This is a genomic window from Kribbella sp. NPDC000426 (assembly GCF_040300265.1).
In the GTDB taxonomy this organism is placed as follows: domain Bacteria; phylum Actinomycetota; class Actinomycetes; order Propionibacteriales; family Kribbellaceae; genus Kribbella.
The window spans coordinates 1,094,218-1,110,337 of the sequence record NZ_JBEPDK010000002.1; the positions used below are offsets into that span (position 1 = coordinate 1,094,218).

At 70.3% G+C, this 16,120-nt stretch carries 15 protein-coding genes; 7 read left to right on the forward strand and 8 right to left on the reverse strand.

The window, feature by feature from the left end; genetic code table 11:
• Window positions 1–44: 44 nt before the first annotated feature.
• From ABT313_RS12895 to ABT313_RS12915, 5 genes are all read left to right on the forward strand, one after another.
• Entirely contained in the window at window positions 45–1,028 is a 984-nt protein-coding gene (locus ABT313_RS12895; protein ID WP_350851710.1) for a LacI family DNA-binding transcriptional regulator, read from the forward strand.
• A gap of 61 nt (window positions 1,029–1,089) precedes the next feature.
• Window positions 1,090–2,097 (forward strand): alcohol dehydrogenase catalytic domain-containing protein, encoded by a 1,008-nt coding sequence (locus ABT313_RS12900; protein ID WP_350851711.1) that lies wholly within the window; start codon window positions 1,090–1,092, stop codon window positions 2,095–2,097.
• Complete coding sequence (locus tag ABT313_RS12905; protein ID WP_350851713.1) at window positions 2,094–3,059, forward strand: Gfo/Idh/MocA family protein; 966 nt, start codon at window positions 2,094–2,096, stop codon at window positions 3,057–3,059. The genes ABT313_RS12900 and ABT313_RS12905 overlap by 4 nt, the downstream gene beginning before the upstream one ends.
• Window positions 3,060–3,078: 19 nt before the next feature.
• On the forward strand, window positions 3,079–3,789 hold the full coding sequence (locus tag ABT313_RS12910; protein ID WP_350851716.1) for a methyltransferase domain-containing protein: 711 nt from the start codon (window positions 3,079–3,081) through the stop codon (window positions 3,787–3,789).
• Complete coding sequence (locus ABT313_RS12915; RefSeq protein WP_350851717.1) at window positions 3,789–3,953, forward strand: hypothetical protein; 165 nt, start codon at window positions 3,789–3,791, stop codon at window positions 3,951–3,953. Before ABT313_RS12910 ends, ABT313_RS12915 begins: the two co-directional genes overlap by 1 nt.
• On the opposite strand, the gene ABT313_RS12920 is transcribed toward ABT313_RS12915, so the two are convergent.
• The 8 genes from ABT313_RS12920 to ABT313_RS12955 form a co-directional block, all read right to left on the reverse strand.
• Window positions 3,943–5,178 (reverse strand): RNA polymerase sigma factor, encoded by a 1,236-nt coding sequence (locus ABT313_RS12920; RefSeq protein WP_350852134.1) that lies wholly within the window; start codon window positions 5,176–5,178, stop codon window positions 3,943–3,945. The genes ABT313_RS12915 and ABT313_RS12920 overlap by 11 nt on opposite strands.
• Window positions 5,175–5,591, reverse strand: a complete 417-nt coding sequence (locus ABT313_RS12925) for a TIGR03668 family PPOX class F420-dependent oxidoreductase (RefSeq protein WP_350851719.1) — start codon at window positions 5,589–5,591, stop codon at window positions 5,175–5,177. The genes ABT313_RS12920 and ABT313_RS12925 overlap by 4 nt, the downstream gene beginning before the upstream one ends.
• A 244-nt stretch (window positions 5,592–5,835) precedes the next feature.
• On the reverse strand, window positions 5,836–7,428 hold the full coding sequence (locus ABT313_RS12930; RefSeq protein ID WP_350851721.1) for a phytoene desaturase family protein: 1,593 nt from the start codon (window positions 7,426–7,428) through the stop codon (window positions 5,836–5,838).
• Window positions 7,429–7,430: 2 nt separating this feature from the next.
• A complete protein-coding gene (locus tag ABT313_RS12935; RefSeq protein ID WP_350851723.1) occupies window positions 7,431–8,261 on the reverse strand; it encodes an HpcH/HpaI aldolase/citrate lyase family protein in 831 nt (276 codons plus the stop codon).
• 9 nt (window positions 8,262–8,270) lie between these two features.
• The gene (locus ABT313_RS12940; RefSeq protein ID WP_350851725.1) at window positions 8,271–9,458 is read right to left on the reverse strand and encodes a CaiB/BaiF CoA transferase family protein; all 1,188 of its coding nucleotides are present in this window, start codon (window positions 9,456–9,458) and stop codon (window positions 8,271–8,273) included.
• Window positions 9,455–11,443: an SUMF1/EgtB/PvdO family nonheme iron enzyme gene (locus ABT313_RS12945; protein ID WP_350851727.1), complete on the reverse strand. Its 1,989-nt coding sequence runs from the start codon at window positions 11,441–11,443 to the stop codon at window positions 9,455–9,457. Before ABT313_RS12945 ends, ABT313_RS12940 begins: the two co-directional genes overlap by 4 nt.
• On the reverse strand, window positions 11,440–12,339 hold the full coding sequence (locus tag ABT313_RS12950; protein ID WP_350851729.1) for a ribokinase: 900 nt from the start codon (window positions 12,337–12,339) through the stop codon (window positions 11,440–11,442). The genes ABT313_RS12945 and ABT313_RS12950 overlap by 4 nt, the downstream gene beginning before the upstream one ends.
• On the reverse strand, window positions 12,329–13,627 hold the full coding sequence (locus tag ABT313_RS12955) for an ADP-ribosylglycohydrolase family protein (RefSeq protein ID WP_350851731.1): 1,299 nt from the start codon (window positions 13,625–13,627) through the stop codon (window positions 12,329–12,331). The genes ABT313_RS12950 and ABT313_RS12955 overlap by 11 nt, the downstream gene beginning before the upstream one ends.
• An 80-nt stretch (window positions 13,628–13,707) precedes the next feature.
• Between ABT313_RS12955 and ABT313_RS12960 the strand changes: the two genes are divergently transcribed.
• Entirely contained in the window at window positions 13,708–15,273 is a 1,566-nt protein-coding gene (locus ABT313_RS12960) for an alkaline phosphatase D family protein (RefSeq protein WP_350851732.1), read from the forward strand.
• Between the two features lie 12 nt (window positions 15,274–15,285).
• Window positions 15,286–16,119 carry a galactose-binding domain-containing protein gene (locus tag ABT313_RS12965; protein WP_350851734.1) on the forward strand — a complete coding sequence of 278 codons (834 nt, stop codon included), beginning with the start codon at window positions 15,286–15,288 and terminating at the stop codon, window positions 16,117–16,119.
• The last annotated feature ends 1 nt before the right edge of the window (window position 16,120 follow it).

The following is a 16,120-nucleotide window of genomic DNA, read 5'->3' on the forward strand; positions in this document are numbered from 1 at the left end:
GTCACGCTGGTAGCCTGACGCAACCGGTCCGAAGGAGCGCAGCAGTGGCGGTCAGCATGTCCGACGTGGCCCGCCACGCGGGCGTGTCGCAGCGCACCGTGTCGAACGTGGTGAACAACTACGTCCACGTCTCCCCCGCGACCCGCGCCCGCGTCCAGGCCAGCCTCGACGCCCTCGGTTACCGCCCGAACACCGCCGCCCGCCGCCTGCGCACCGGCCGCACCGGCACCGTCACGCTGGCCGTGCCGACCTTCCGTGAGCGGTACTTCGCCGACCTCGCCGAAGCCGTCATCGCCGCGGCCCGCGATCGCGGTACGACGATCCTGGTCGAGACGACCGGCGGCCGGCACGACCTCGAGGTCGAGCTGCTCCGCGGCGGCGGCGAAGTACTCACCGACGGCGTGATCATGAGCGCGGTCTCGCTCAGCCGCACCGACCAGCGCAGTACGCACCCGGTCGTGCTGGTCGGCGACCGTGAGCCCGGCAGCGCGATCGACCACGTCGGCATCAAGAACCGCGAGGCGGCACAGGCGGCGGTCACGCATCTGCTCGACACCGGCAGGCAACGGATCCTGCTGCTCGGAGCGGAACACGGCCCGAGACGCTCGTACCAGCTCCGCCGCGAGGGCTACCAGGCCGCGCTCAAGAAGCGGGGCCTCGATCTGGACCCGGCGATGATCGTCGAATGCGACTGGACGACCGCCGAGGCTGCGGACGCGATCACCCGTACCTTCGACGAACTCCGCCCCGACGGCATCTTCGCGATGAACGACTCGGCGGCGCTCGGCGCGCTCCGGGCGCTGCAGCGCGCCAAGATCGACGTACCGGGCGACGTGTCCGTCATCGGCTTCGACGACATCGTCGAATCGAGCCTGTCCACCCCGACCCTCAGCACGATCGCCCCGCTGCTCGACGACATCGCGAGCAACGCGCTCGACCTGCTCGACGAGCAGCTGGACGACGATCACGTCCCGCAGCACCGGATGGCCGGCTACGAGCTCCGCGTCCGGGAGAGCACCGCCCGCTGATCACGCGTTCACCGGACAACCCCTTGTGGACAGGATTTGCTACGTAGTAAATTCCGGCAGCATGACCCGTACCGCCCTCGCCCCCAGGTTCACCGGCGCCGGAAAGATCGAGTTCGCGGACCACGAGTACCCGGACCCCGGCCCTGGCCAGCTCCTCCTCGCCGTCCAGGCCAACGCCCTGTGCGGCACCGACCGCAACCAGTACTACGACGGCTCGTCCGTCGTCCCCGGACATGAAGCCGCCGGCACCGTCCTGCAAGCCGGCGAAGGCACCAGCACGCCCGTCGGCGCGCGCGGCGCGGTGTTCCTGATGGACTTCTGCGGCGAATGCCGCAGCTGCAAGCTGAACGCGACCAACCAGTGCCTGGCCAAGCGTGCCGACATGGGCTTCAGCCACGACGGCGGCTACGGCCCGTACGAGCTGGTGCACGAGTCGAACTTCTTCCCGATCACCGACGACATCGAGATCGGCAACGCGACGATGCTGCTCGACGTGATGGGCACCAGCAGTCACGCGATCGGCCGCGCGGCACTGGTCAGACCAGACGTCGAGAGCGTGTACATCGCGGGGGCCGGCCCGATCGGACTCGGTCTGACCGTGATGAGCAAGCTCAAGTACGGCGCCGACGTGCCGGTCTACATCTCCGACTTCTCGCGCTGGCGGCTCGACTTCGCGGAGTCGTTCGGCGCGATCCCCTTGCACGCGGACGATCTGGGCGCGGCCGGAGCTCCGGACGTCGCCTTCGACTCGTCCGGCAAGCAGTCCGCCCGCCGCGCCGCGCTCGACATCGTCAGCAAGCGCGGCGCGCTGATCTGCGTCGGCCACGGCGAGTCGCTCACGATCGACGTGTCCAACGACCTGATAGCGCCCGAGCACGCGATCCTCGGCAGCGAGTACTTCCGGTACGACGAGATGGCGGGCAACCTCGCGCTGCTGACCGAACACCAGGAGCTGATCTCGCGCGTGATCAGCCATCGTTTCCCGGTCGCGGAGATCGCCGGCGCGTTCAGCCTGTTCATGAGCGGCGAGACCGGCAAGGTCGTCGTCACCCAGGACGGCGCCGCATGAGAGTCGCGGTCGTCGGCGCCGGCGGCTGGGGCGAGCACCACGCGCGGATCTTCTCCCGCCGCGAGGACACCGAGCTGGTCGGGATCTTCGGGCGCACGGCCGAGCGCACGCAGGCCCGGGCCGAGAAGTACGGCACCACGCCGTACACCGATCTCGACGAGATGCTGCGCAAGGAACAGCCCGAGCTCGTCACGGTCTGCCTGCCGAACGAGGACCACTACGACGTCACGCTGAAGCTGGTGCGGACCGGCGTACCGCTGCTGGTCGAGAAGCCGCTCGTGTTCGACCTCGGCGAGGCGGACAGCCTGCTCGCGGAGGCCGGCGACAACTTCTTCGCGATCAACTTCAACCACCGGTACGCCGAACCCGTGCAGCGCGCGAAGGCGCTCATCGACGCCGGCGAGCTCGGCGATCTGGTCTTCGCGACCTGGCGATTCGGCGGTGAGGCGAACCACGGCAACTCGCCGCACGCCAACCTGATCGAGACCCAGTGCCACGGCTTCGACATGCTCGAGCAACTGGTCGGACCAGTGGCCTCAGTTGCCGCGCAGATGACCGACAAGACGTACGGCGCCTTCAGCACGGTCGCGCTCGCACTCGAGTTCCAGAACCGCGCGGTCGGCACGATGCTCGGCACGTACGACTCGTCGTACGCCTACCCCGACACCCAGCGGATCGAGATCAACGGCACCGCCGGCCGGCTCGTCATCCACGACACCGTTCGCGCGCTGACGTTCCAGAAGGCGGGCGATCCGGTCGAGCAGCGCTGGCACTCGACGTACTTCGACGACGAGTCCCGCAACTTCGCGGGCACCTTCGACCGCCACGTCGACGCGTTGCTCACCGCACTACGCAAGGGCGAGCAACCGCCCGTCCACGCACGCGCCGGACGCCGGGCCTTGCAGCTCGCGCACGCCGCGATCGAGTCCCACGAGAGCGGACGCCGGGTCAGCACGCACTGAGGTCAGTACGATCCGACGCATGGACCGGACCAACGCACTCGTCGAGCGGATCTTCCGGAACGCCGGAGCCGCACTCGAGCTCTACTCCATCTACCTCGGCGAGCGCCTGGGCCTGTACCGGGCGCTCGCCGACAAGGGCCCGGCGACCTCGGTCGAGCTGGCCGAACGCACGGGCACGAACGAGCGCTACATCCGCGAGTGGCTCGAGCACCACGCTGCCGGCGGTCTCGTCGAGGTCGACGACGTCAAGGCGGCTCCGACCGAACGGCGCTACACCTTGCCCGCGGAGCACATCCCAGTGCTGGCCGACGAGGACGATGTCGACTACCACGGCTACAAGGGCGTCGAGCTCGCACGGGCGGCGCGGATGCTCCCGGACCTCGTCGAGGCGTACCGCACCGGCGACGCCCCGCCGCACCAGCCGTGGGAGCCCGAGGGACGCGCCGAGTTCAACCGGCCGACGTACCTGAACCGACTGGGGAAGGAGTGGCTCCCAGCCATCCCCGAGGTTGACGAACGTCTCCGCGCCGACCCGCCGGCCCGGGTGGCCGACTTCGCGTGCGGCACCGGCTGGTCGTCGATCGCGATGGCCCAGTCCTACCCGAAGATCACCGTCCAGGGCGTGGATCTGGACGAGGACGCCATCGCCGCCGCCCGCCGCCACGCCGAAGAAGCCGGTTCACCGCACCGGCTTCCGCGCTCGAGCAGTACCACTACGGCTGGAGCCTGATGTCCTGCCTGCCGGACGCGATGGGCGATCCGGACTCGGCCGCGACCGGCGCGGTGATGCGCCCGGACGCCCTCCGCCGCTACGCCACCGAGGCCGGGTTCAGTCAGACGCAGGTGCTGCCGTTCCGCACCGACCTGTTCCGCTTCTACCGGCTCATCCCGTGATCGCGTCCGCTTTCGCCTGCAGATAGCGCTGCTCCGGCAAGCTCGTCGTACGCCGGGCCGCCGCCAGGTAATGCTCGTGCGCCTTGGTGGGGTCGCCGGCGCGCTCGTAGAGGTGGGCGCGGACGGCGTCGAGGCGGTGGGTCTCGGTGATGTTCTTGTCGTCCTCGAGCGTCGCCAGCAGGTCGAGCCCCGCCTGCGGACCCTCGACCTGCGAGAGCGCGATGGCGCGGTTGAGCGTCACCATCGGGTTCGGGGCGAGCTTCTCCAGTACGACGTACAGCGAGAGGATCTGGCGCCAGTCGGTCTCGTCCGCGCTCGGCGCCTCGGCATGTACGGCGGCGATCGCGGCCTGCAGCTGGTACGGCCCGAGTCCGCCCTGCTGGAGCGTGTGCAGGATCAGGTCGGCGCCCTCGGTGATCTGCGCGCGGTCCCACAGCGAGCGGTCCTGCTCGTCGATCGGCACGAGTCCGCCGTCGGCCGTCGTACGGGCGGCCCGGCGTGAATCGGTCAGCAACATCAACGCCAGCAGGCCTGCGGTCTCGCCGTCGTCCGGCAGCGCCGTACGCAACATCCGCGCCAGCCGGATCGCCTCCGCCGTCAGCTCGACCCGCTGCAGCTCCTCTCCCGAGCTCGCCGTGTAGCCCTCGTTGAAGATCAGATACAGCACCTGCAGTACGACGCGCAGCCGCTCGGCCCGCTCCGATTCCGGCGGCATCGCGAACCGGCTGCCGGCCGCCTTGATGCTCTTCTTCGCCCGGCTGATCCGCGGCGCCATCGTTGCCTCCGGCACCATGAAGGCCCGGGCGATCTCGGCCGTCGTCAGACCGCCGACCGCGCGCAACGTCAACGCGACCTGCGACGCCGGCGTGACCGCCGGATGGCAGCACAGGAACAGCAACGTCAACGTGTCGTCGGTATCCGGAGCCTCGTCGACATCGGCGCCCGGGGCAACTAACTCCTCCGGCCCGGCCATCGCCGCGAGGCTGTCCTCACGCCGCCGCCGCGCGCTCTCGCTCCGGAACGCATCGGTCAACCGCCGCGTCGCAACAGTAATCAGCCAGCCACGAGGATTCGCCGGTACGCCGTCCACCGGCCACTGCGTCGCCGCCGCGAGCAGAGCCTCCTGTACGGCGTCCTCACACAGATCGAACTGCCCGTGCCGCCGCGCCAAGAACCCCAGCACCTGCGGCGCCAACTCCCGCAGCAACCCTTCCACCACGTTCAGTCCTCCCCTTGGTACGTCCACCCCGACCACCCGTCGGCCCGGATCGCGATCACCGGCCCCCGCGGCGGATCCGCCTCGTACTGCGGATACTTCGCCGCCAGCAACTCGACCGCCGCCGCGTCCGAGTCCACCACCCGCGCCACCCCGTCGACCCGAACCCACCACAAATGCGTCCAGTCCTCGTCGTACTCGTCCACCAGCACCGCGACCCGCTCGTTCGCCGCGATGTTCCGCAACCGCTTCAACGCAGTCGTCGTCTTCGGCTTCTGATCAATCCCGATGAACAACTCGTCCCCGTGCACGACATACGTCACCGGCACGACATGCGGCCGCAGATCCTCCCCGACCGTCGCCAGCCGCCCGACCCGCGCAGCCGCCACCCGAGCCCTACAGCCTGCCTCATCGAGTCGCACACCCCGACCCTAGTCACCCCACCCCCACCCACCCCCACCCACCGCCTCCAATTTGCCTGGATGACCCACCAATTTGCCTGGTTGACCCACCAGGTTGTGGGTTCCCCACCCGGATTCTGGTGGGTAAACCCCCAATTGCATGGGTCAACCAGGCAAATGCCGAGGTGGGAGGCGGATGAGCTGACGCCGGGCGGGTGCGGTGTGGGCGCGATGCCAGTGGGGGCGCGGCAGGCTTCGGTGGGGGTCAGCGTTGGAGGTGGCGGAGGGCGGCGGTGGGGAGGGTGCGGGTTACGGGGCCCAGGAGGGAGGCGTCGCGGAGGGCGGTGCGGGCGGCGAGGTGGCCGCAGGCGCCGTGGACGCCGCCGCCGGGGTGGATGGCGGAGCTGCCCAGGTAGAGGCCGGTGACGAAGGTGCGGGCGCTGCCGAGGCCGATGGTCGGGCGGAAGACGAGCTGCTGCTGCAACTGCATCGTGCCGCCGCCGAGGGCACCGAAACCGAGCGCCGCGTTGCCCGACTCCAGCGCGGACGGGCGCTGCAGATCGCGGTCGACGACCAGGTCACTGAAGCCCGGCGCGAACCGGTCGATCGCGCGCTCCATCCGGCCGGCTAGTTTCTCCGCGGCCGCGTCGTCGGCGATCCCGCGGGGCAGGTGCGAGTACGCCCAGACCGCCTCGGTGCCCGCGGGCGACCGGGTCGGATCCGACTTCGTGGTCTGTCCGATCAGCAGGAACGGCTGCGCCGGGATCCGCCCGGTGTCGAGATCCGCGGACACGTGGACCAGATCGTCGGCCGTCCCGCCGAGGTGTACGACGCCGGCCGACCGCGCCTCGGCCGCCTTCCACGGGATCGCCCCGCTGAGCCGGAAGTTCAGCTTGACCGTCGGGTAGTCCCACTCGAACCGCTCGTCGAGATCACGCCGCAGCCCCGCCGGAATGAGTGCCTCCGGCAACAATTCGCCGTACAGCGCGGGCGCCGACGTGTCCGCGACGACGGCCCGTGCGACCGAGACGGTCTCGCCGGATGCCGTGTGCACGGCGGTCACGCGGCCCGCGGACACCTCGACCCGCGTCACCGGCGTACCCGGGATCAGCAGCGCACCTGCCCGCTCGGCCCGGCGTACCAAGGCGTTGGAGAACGCCGAGGAGCCGCCGGCCGCGACCGGGTAGCCGACGTCCTGCGCGAGCATCGCGAGCAGCCAGCCCATTGTGCCGCTGACGCTGCCGGACAACGGTGCGTCCGCGTGCAGTGCGTTCCCGGCCAGGATCGCCGGCCCCTGCCGCCCGTCGAACAGCTCCTGGCCCATCCGGTGCATCGGCATCGCCATGAACCGCGCGAACCGCAGCAACTCCCCCACCGAGCCGAGCTTCCGCGCCAGCTTCAGACCCGGGCCGACCGGCGGCCAGGTGGTGAGCAGCGCGTTCAGCAACGGCTCCCGGACGGAGACGTACTGCTGGTAGAGCCGCAGCCACGCGTCGCCGTCGCCAGGGTGGTCGGCGCCGAGCGACTTCGCGGTGTCCTCGGGATCCGGGTGGATCGCCGCCGCGGCGCCGTCCTCGTCGAGCAGATGCACCAGCGGCAGCGGCGCGTTCGACCACTTCAGGCCGTACTTCTCCAGCTCCAGCGCGCGCATCACCGGCGATGCGACCCCGAGCGGGTAGTTCGAACTGAAACGATCGCTGATCCAGCCGCCGTCCTCGGTCGACCGGACCGCGCCGCCGAACGTGTCGGCGGCCTCCAGCACCAGCACGTCCCAGCCCGCGTCGGCAAGCGTGATCGCGCTCACGAGCCCGTTCGGCCCGGAACCGATCACTACGGCATCAACACTGCGCGGCAGCATGCCTACGACCTTAGCTCGATCTCCCGGACCAGAGCCGTGACCTCCCGGGCGCGCCCGATCATTGCCGGATCAACCATCCGCCCGTCGGGCAGGACGATCACGCCGCCGTCGGAGACGCCTGCCTTCTCGACCGCCTCGAGCAGCGCCTCGGCCTCGGCGGCCTGGACAGCAGACGGCGTGAAGGCCTCGACAATCGTGGACAGCTGGCGCGGGTGGATCGCCGTACGGCCGACGAAGCCGAGCATCCGCCCCTCCAACGACGTACGCCGGAGCCCGTCGAAGTCGTCGACCCGCGGATAGACCGACATCATCGGCGCCCCCAGGCCCGCCGCCCGCGAAGCCGACACCAGCCGGCCCCGCGACCACGCCAGTCCGGCCGAGTCGTCGACGCCCAGCGCACTGGACAGATCCGCCTCGCCCAGCGCGACCGCGACCACCCGCGGATCGGCGGTCGCGATCTCGAACGCGCGCTCAACACCCAGCGGCGACTCGATCAGCGCCGTGATCCTTGCCGACGGCACCTTTTCCAGCACGACCCGGACATCGGCCGCGCTCTCGACCTTCGGCAGCCGGATCCGGACCGTGGGTACGGCGGAGATCGCGGCCAGGTCGTCCTCGATCCACGGCGACCCGAGCGCGTTCACGCGGATCTCGGTCGCGACCTGCCCGCGCGCGTTCGCCGCGATCCAGGCGACCGCCCAGCCGCGCGCGTCCGCCTTGGCATCGACCGGTACGGCGTCCTCCAGGTCGAACACCACCAGATCGGGGCCCGCGGCAACAGCTTTCGCGAACCGGTCCGGCCGGCTGGCCGGAACATACAAAGCCGTCAGCAACTGATCCCCCTACACGACGCCGGCAGCCCGCAGCGCGGCGAGCTGGTCCGGGGTGACGCCGATCTCCGCGAGCACCTCGTCGGTGTTCGCGCCGTGCGGCCCGCCGGCCCAGCGGATCGATCCCGGCGACTCGGACAACCGGAACAGCACGTTCTGCATCTGCACCGGACCGCCGAGCTCGTCGTCGTCGACGCTGACGATCGTCCCGAGTGCGGCGTACTGCGGATCGCTCATGATGCCGCGGATGTCGTGCACCGGGCCGACCGCGGCCTCGGCCTTCTCGAACTCCTCCATCACGAGCTCCAACGGCCGGGCGGCGATCCACGAACCGACCGCCTCGTCCAGCTCGTCGGCGTGCTCGGCCCGCTCCCGCCCGGTCGCGAACCACGGCTGCGCGACCAGATCCGCGCGCCCGACCAGCGTCACCACCCGCTCGGCGATGCTCTGGGAGCTTGTCGACACGGCGACCCAGCGACCGTCCGCGGTTCGGTACACGTTCCGCGGCGCATTGTTCGACGACCGGTTCCCGAGCCGCGGCTGCACGTACCCGGTCTGCTGGTACGCCGTGATACCGCCGCCGAGCATCATCAGGATCGGCTCGATGATCGCCATGTCGATGACCTGCCCGGCCCCGGACCGGTCCCGCTCACGCAGCGCGACCAGGACGGCGTACGCCGTGGCGAGCGCGGTGATCCCGTCGGCGAGACCGAACGGCGGCAGCGTCGGGGGGCCGTCCGGCTCACCGGTGACCGCCGCGAACCCGCTCATCGCCTCGGCCAGCGATCCGAACCCGGGCCGCCGCGACCACGGACCGACCTGCCCGAACGCCGTCACCCGCGCGATCACCAGCCGCGGATTTGCCTCGAGCAGCACGTCGGGCCCGAGACCCCAACGCTCCAGCGTCCCCGGCCGGAAGTTCTCGACCAGCACGTCATGAGAACGCACCAGGCCAAGAAACACGTCCCGCCCGCGCGACAGGTCGAGCGTCGCGAGCCGCTTGTTCCGCCCGAGGGTCTTGAACCACAGCCCGACGCCGTCCTTCGAAGCACCGTGCGTGCGCGCGGCATCCGGCCGGGACGGGTGCTCGATCTTCGTCACGTCGGCGCCGAAGTCGCCGAGGAAGGTCGCCGCCAGCGGTCCCGCGAACAGCGTCGCCGCCTCGAGCACCTTCACTCCGTCAAGAGGAGCAGGTCTCATCCTGCACACCTGAAGCCGATGGTCTCCGAGCGATCGAGACCACCGCCGGTAAGCACCAGCTTGAAGCTGACCTCGGGCACCTGCGGCCCGCCGTCGGCGTACCAGTCGGAGCCTTCGGCCGCGTAGTGCGAACCGCCCTTGAGGATGCAGAACCGGCTGCGGCCGTCGCGGTACTCGCTCTCGGTCAGGTTCCACACGAGTGGGTCGCGGCGGTCGAACCCTTCGACGGCCGCGGCAACCTGCCACTCGTCCTCGGTCGGCAGCCGGCCGCCACGCCACACGGCGTACGCACGCGCGTCCGGCAGGTCGACGTACGTCACCGGGTGGTCCTCGGTGCCGGGAACCGGAGCGCCCTCGACCCAGTGCTTCAGGAACCGGTTGGCGACCACGGGCCGATAACCGGTCGCAGTCAGGAACTCGGAGTACTCCGCGTTGGTCACCTCTCGCACCGCGACCGAGACGCCGGGCAGCGAGACCTCGCGCTTGACCGTCTGCATGTCGTGCAGGCGAGGCGGTAGCGGCTTCCACTCCTCGACGTACGGCGCCGTGTCGTACAGCCCGGTCTCGCGCCGCCGGTGCCGGACGATCAACGTCCGCTCCCCAGCCGGTACAGCGACCGTCGCGCCGATCGAGGCATCACCGGAGACGGCAGGCACCGCCACGAGCTCAGCCGGCCGCATCGGGAACGCGGACTCGCTGTTGTGCGGCCGCGGCATCGTGCCCAGCCGGCGTGCGGTCGCGCGGCAGGAAGCACCGGCGGTCGCGCCGACCCGGATGATGCCGGCCACGCCGCGACCCGGCACGACCAGGTGGACGCCGTCGTCGTCCGCGGTGATCGGGACGCCCGAGGTCACGTCGTACCAGTCGCCGACCTGGTCCTCGGACCGCAGCACGATGCCGTCGAAGTCCTCCTCGTGGCGGTTGATCAGCGTCCAGAACGTGATGTCGGCCAGGTCGAACCGGGACCCGTGGACGCCGTGGTCGCGGGCCTTCTCCGGGATCTCCGGCGTCAGCTGGATCCAGTCGCCGCCGATCAGCACCGGCGCGAACGCGCGCTGTGCGGCGACCATCCGGCGCAGGGTCGCGCGGTCGCGGGCGTTCCAGCCGACCCAGGCCGAGAACACCGACTCCCAGACCAGCATGCCGACGCCGTTCACCCAGGCGGACTGCAGTTCGTCGCTGTGGTCGCGGTTCCATCGGCGGGTGTGATGCATCATGTGGCGGCGCTCGAACAGGTGCGCGCGCAGCACGCCCGGCGTGTCGGTGTCGGCGAACCACTGCGCCCAGGACAGCGCGTGGTCCGCGATCCTTGCCATCGGCAACCGTGACTCGCCCTCGAACGCGATCGCCGGGTTCGCCTGCCGGAGTGCGCGGGTGAAGGCCGGATCGCCTTCCTTCAGCGTGTCCAGGAAGACGCCGTCGACGTCGAAGTCCGTCACCAGGCTCGCGAACTCGTCGGCGTCGGGCCGCGCGGACCGCCGGGTGCCGACGTCCCACGGGTTGTAGTCGAAGAACACCTTCAGCCCGAGCCGGTGCAGGTCGTCGATCAACGCCCGCAGCCCCGGCACGTCCCGGTAGAAGTCGAACTGGTTGCGGTCGTCGATCCCGATCACCGGGTACGCGTGCCAGAGCACGATCGCGTCGTGCCCGCCGAACTCGTCGAGCCCGTGCCGGACGAACTTCTCCGGCGTGAACTCACCGGTCTGCACGTCGTACAGCAGGTCGTCCCAGAGCCAGACCAGCGCCACCGAGTACGCCGTCTGGGTCCACTCCCGACCCGGTTCGTCGTAGTGCGAGCCGTCGTACCGGGTCCGTTCGATCGCGCCGAACCGCCACTCGGCCAGCTTCGCGCGCCAGCGCGGCAGGTCGGACGGGTCCTCCGGGGCGCCGAGGATCTTGGCGTCGTCCAGGAAGGACAGATCGGTCCCGAGCCCCAGATCGACCCTGGCGGGCAGATCGATGGGCCGCGGTTCGAGCGGATTCACAGGTACACCTCCGCATAACGCGCGTCGATTGCATCCCCGTGAGGCACCGAGGAGATCGCCCCCGCGGCTTGAACACTCAGTGAAGCAGCAACGTTAGCGCGTCGGACCGCGTTCGTCAGGTCGCTTCCCGTGATCGAGTCGTTAGCTGACGCTGCAGCTAACGCTGCGGCGAGCACTCCGCAGAAAGTGTCACCGGCCGCAGTCGTGTCGACGACGTCGACAGGTACGCCGGGAACCGCGATCTCGTCCGCGTCCCGGGTCAGCACGACCGCGCCTTCGCCGCCCAGCGTGACGATCGCCGCGGGCACCCTCTTCAGCAGCGCGGACCGGTCCGGACCACCGATCGCCTCGGCCTCGGTCTCGTTCACCACCAGCAGGTCGACCTCGGCGAGCAATTCGTCGGACAGGTCCGCGGCCGGGGCGGCATTGAGGATGAAGTAGGCCGCAGCTGCGGCCGCCTGCTGGACGACCGGCAGCGGGATCTCCAATTGGGAAAGAACGATTTTCGCTTGTCCGATCGCGGCCAGCGCATCGGCGGACAGGGTCAGCTCGCCGTTCGCGCCGGGCGCGACCACGATCGAGTTCTCACCGCTGTCCTCGACGGTGATGATCGCCGTACCGGTCGGGGCGTCGCTGGTCGTCGCCAGCGAGAGATCCACTCCGGAGCCGCCGAGGGCCTCGCGCAGCAGTGCGCCGCCGTCGTCCGCGCCGAGCGCGACGACCATTGCGGTCGGTGCACCGGCCCGCGCCGAGGCGACCGCCTGGTTGGCTCCCTTACCGCCCGGTCCGCGGCTCATGACACCGGCCAGCACGGTTTCCCCCGGACGCGGGATCCGCTGGACCGGCAACACGAGATCCACATTCGCGCTGCCTACTACTACAACCTCAGGCCGCACCCCGGGCCACCTCCACAGTCCTAGCCGCCAGTTCGTCGATCGCGATCTGGTTCATTCCCGGGAGGCTCGTGGTCACCCGGTTGTCCAGTGGTGTCGACCACTCTGCCGGAACCCCACGCGTCGCGCCAAACACGGCACCCACCGTGGCGCCGGCCGAGTCGGTGTCCCAGCCGCCCATCACCGCACGACCGACGGCGGTGGTGAAGTCCGGAGCGGTCAGCGCGTACGCCGTGAGCGCAGTGTTGTTCACCGCGTGCACCCAATGCAGATCGCCGTACTCCGCATGCAACGCGTCCAGTGCGTCGTCGAGGTCGGCATCCGCGAGCGTGAGCCCGAAGCGGACAGCACGGGCGATCGCACCGTGCCCGTTGACCACCTCGAGGCCGGCGACAGCAGCCTTGACCGGATCGTCGAGGACTACGGCGGCCGCCGACATCGCGGCGACCCAGAGCGCGCCGTCGACGCCGGCGCCGGTGTGGCTCAGCCGGGCATCGACGAGGGCGAGCCGGGCGGCCGCAGTACGGTCGCCGGGGTTCGCCCAGCCGTAGGCGTCGGTGCGGATCTGCGCGCCGATCCACTCGCGGAACGGGTTGCCGACGACGGCCGCGCGGGCCGGGTCGACGCCCTCGAGAAGGTTGCGGTAGGCAACACGCTCGGCGGTGAACACGCGGCCGGCCGGCAGGTCGTTCAGCCAGCTCAGCGCGACGTCCTCGGTGGTCAGCCCGCGACCGTGCCGCTCCATCATCAGCAACGCGAGGATGGCGAAGTTGATGTCGTCGTCCTCGGGCATCCCGTCGATGACCTCGCGCAGGCTGTTCACCTTCGACCGCCGGTTCCACGGCCACCGTCGCTGCACGTCGTCCGGCACGCCGACGGCGGTGATGTACTGCGCCAACGGCCACTGCCCCGAGCTGGCGAGGATCTCCCGGATGCCTTCGCGCGGGATCTTCTCCACCGGCTTGCCGAGCAGGTTGCCCGCGCACCGGCCGAGCCAGGCGTTCACGGTTCGGGCCTCGAGGTCCACCGGCTCGCCGAGCGACGGCAGCTCAGGGATTTCCGGCTCGTGCCAGTCCGCAGTACGTGCGTCGAGTACGTCGAGCAGCTCTCGGGCGAGTGCGCGCAGTGCCGGCGGCGCGGGCTCGTCGGAGGCGCCCGAGACCGGGGCGTCCGTCGTACCGCCTGCTGCCAGCCAGCGGGCCTGGACGTCGGTGACGTCGACACCCTCGGACCGCGCCTGGACCAATTGGTGCGGGAGGAGATCCTCGGGCTGCACCCAGGTCATTCTCATCGGGCTGTTTCCTTCCCCTGTTGCGCCAGGCGAAACGCACACCTGGATCGTTCTTTCACCGCGGGCCGATACTGCCTCGCATGGTCACCCGCCGCAGCTTCCTGACCGCAACCGGTGCCGCCGCCGCGCTTGCTCTCACCGGCAATCTCCCGGACCTCGCCGACGCCGCTCGGATCCCGAACCGCACCGGCAACCGGCCGCTGTTCACCCTCGGCGTCGCCTCCGGCGACCCGCTCCCGGACGCCGTCGTGATCTGGACCCGGCTCGCGCCCGGTCCGCTCGAACCGTTCGGTGGGATGGACGACCGCGCCGTCGACGTCGAGTGGCAGGTCGCGGAGGACGAGTCGTTCCGCCGGGTGGTACGACGCGGGACGGCGCACGCCCGTCCGGAGTACGCCCACACCGTGCACGTCGACGTACGCGGGCTGCGTCCGTGGCGGCACTACTTCTACCGCTTCCGCGCGGCCGGTCAGCTCAGTCCGGTCGGCCGCACCCGGACCGCGCCGGCTCCGTCCGACGAGCCCGCGGTGTCGATGGCGGTCGCGTCCTGTCAGGCCTTCTACGACGGCTTCTACACCGCCTACCAGGACGTCGTCCGCCGAGACCACGATGTCGTGCTGTTCCTCGGCGACTACATCTACGAGGTCGGCGTCGGCCCGACGGCCGGGGTCCGGAACCAGCCCGTTCCGGTCGACTTCGCCGGCGAGATCTTCACGCTCGACGAGTACCGGGCGCGGTACGCGCTGCACAAGACCGATCCCGATCTGCAGGCCGCGCACGCGGCGGCGCCGTGGATCGTCACGCTCGACGACCACGAGGTCGAGGGCAACTGGGCCGGGTACGTGTCCGAGGACGGGCTGCCGCACGACGACTTCCTGGTACGCCGGGCCAACGGCTTCCGCGCGTACTGGGAACACATGCCGCTGCGTCTCGACCAGTCCCCCGACGGCCCGTCGATCCGCCTGCACCGCCATCTGCGGTACGGCCGCACTGCCGACCTGAGCGTCCTGGACACGCGGCAGTTCCGCGACGACCAGACGAGCACGGGCGGCTGGCTGCCGCCGGACGCGGTGTCGACCGACCCGGCCCGGACCATCACCGGCGACGCGCAGGAACGCTGGCTGCTCGACAGTCTCGGCCGATCGACCAGTCGCTGGAACGTCGTCGCTCAGCAGGTCGCGATGGCTCAGCTCGACCGCAAGACCGGTCCGGAGCTCGAGCTCCCGATGGACACCTGGAACGGGTACACCGCGTCCCGCGACCGAGTCCTGTCCGGTGTCCGCGACCGGGACGTGCGGAACTTCGTCGTACTCACCGGCGACCTGCACCGCAGCGTCGCGTCCGATCTCCGGGTGAACTTCGCGGATCCGTCCACGCCGGCCGTCGGCAGCGAGTTCGTCACGACCTCGATCTCGTCCGGGAAGGACGGCGCCGACACCGACGCCACCGGTCGCGCGCTGCTCGGTGAGAACCCGCACGTCAAGTACCAGAACGTCCAGCGCGGTTACCTCAGCTGCCGTCTCGACCGCAGCCGGTGGACGTCGGAGTTCCGCGTCGTCGACCGCGTCACCACGCCCGGCGGTACGGCGTCCACCCGCGCCACCCTGGTCGTCGAGGACGGCCGCCCCGGAACCCACCTCGCCTGAACGGATCCGATCATGCTCCGACCCAGCCTCCGCCGTACCGCCGTGCTGGCCGCGCCGCTCGCGCTCCTCGTCCCGGCCGTCGCCGTTGCCAGTAGCAACAATCACGTCGAGATCAGCGCGACCCCGCAGCCGGTCGAGGTCGTGCCGCTGCCGTGCTTCCCGTCCGGGAAGCTCACCCTCGGCATGACCAACACCGGCCGCAAGGCCACGATCGCCGACATGCGCATCTCCGCCGATCCGGCGCTGACCCTGTCCCGGCACCAGTTCTCCAGCTACCTGCCGACGAACCAGCTCGTGAAGGCGCCGCTCGAGATCACCGTCCCGCGCGGCACCGCCCCCGCGACCCACGACGTCGACCTGAGCGTCGGCCGTGATTACCTGAAGGTCCCGGTCGTGATCCAACCCGTCCCGGCTCGCGACAACGTCCTGCTCGGCGAACAGGCCGTGGCGTCGTCCACCAACGGCGACATGAAGCTGTGCGGCGGCGTCGACGGCAACACCGACTCGGCCCAGTGGGGCGCCAGCGGCTGGCACGACGCCACCAAGGGCGTCTTCCCCGACACGTACGGCGTCGACCTGCTGCAGCCGACCACGATCGGCCGCATCGTGCTGCAGACCCTCGACTCGGCGAAGTACCCGGCGTCGGTCATGGGCATCCGCGACTTCGACGTCCAGGTCCGCAGCAACGGTGTCTGGAGCACGGTGCAGGAGTTCCGCGGCAACGTCACCGGGCTCCTGACCGTCACCTTCGCACCGCGCGCGGTCGACGGCGTCCAGGTCGTCGTCCACGACTCCAACGACCACGGCTACTCCCGGATCATCGAACTCGAGGCCTATGGCAACTGAC

Bases quoted from the DNA above. Each gene is read 5' to 3' on its own strand.
- ABT313_RS12900 (WP_350851711.1), top strand. From the start codon at position 1,090: ATGACCCGTACCGCCCTCGCCCCCAGGTTCACCGGCGCCGGAAAGATC.
- ABT313_RS12905 (WP_350851713.1), top strand. From the start codon at position 2,094: ATGAGAGTCGCGGTCGTCGGCGCCGGCGGCTGGGGCGAGCACCACGCG.
- ABT313_RS12910 (WP_350851716.1), top strand. From the start codon at position 3,079: ATGGACCGGACCAACGCACTCGTCGAGCGGATCTTCCGGAACGCCGGA.
- ABT313_RS12915 (WP_350851717.1), top strand. From the start codon at position 3,789: ATGTCCTGCCTGCCGGACGCGATGGGCGATCCGGACTCGGCCGCGACC.
- ABT313_RS12930 (WP_350851721.1), bottom strand. From the start codon at position 7,428: ATGCTGCCGCGCAGTGTTGATGCCGTAGTGATCGGTTCCGGGCCGAAC.
- ABT313_RS12940 (WP_350851725.1), bottom strand. From the start codon at position 9,458: ATGAGACCTGCTCCTCTTGACGGAGTGAAGGTGCTCGAGGCGGCGACG.
- ABT313_RS12955 (WP_350851731.1), bottom strand. From the start codon at position 13,627: ATGAGAATGACCTGGGTGCAGCCCGAGGATCTCCTCCCGCACCAATTG.
- ABT313_RS12960 (WP_350851732.1), top strand. From the start codon at position 13,708: ATGGTCACCCGCCGCAGCTTCCTGACCGCAACCGGTGCCGCCGCCGCG.
- ABT313_RS12965 (WP_350851734.1), top strand. From the start codon at position 15,286: ATGCTCCGACCCAGCCTCCGCCGTACCGCCGTGCTGGCCGCGCCGCTC.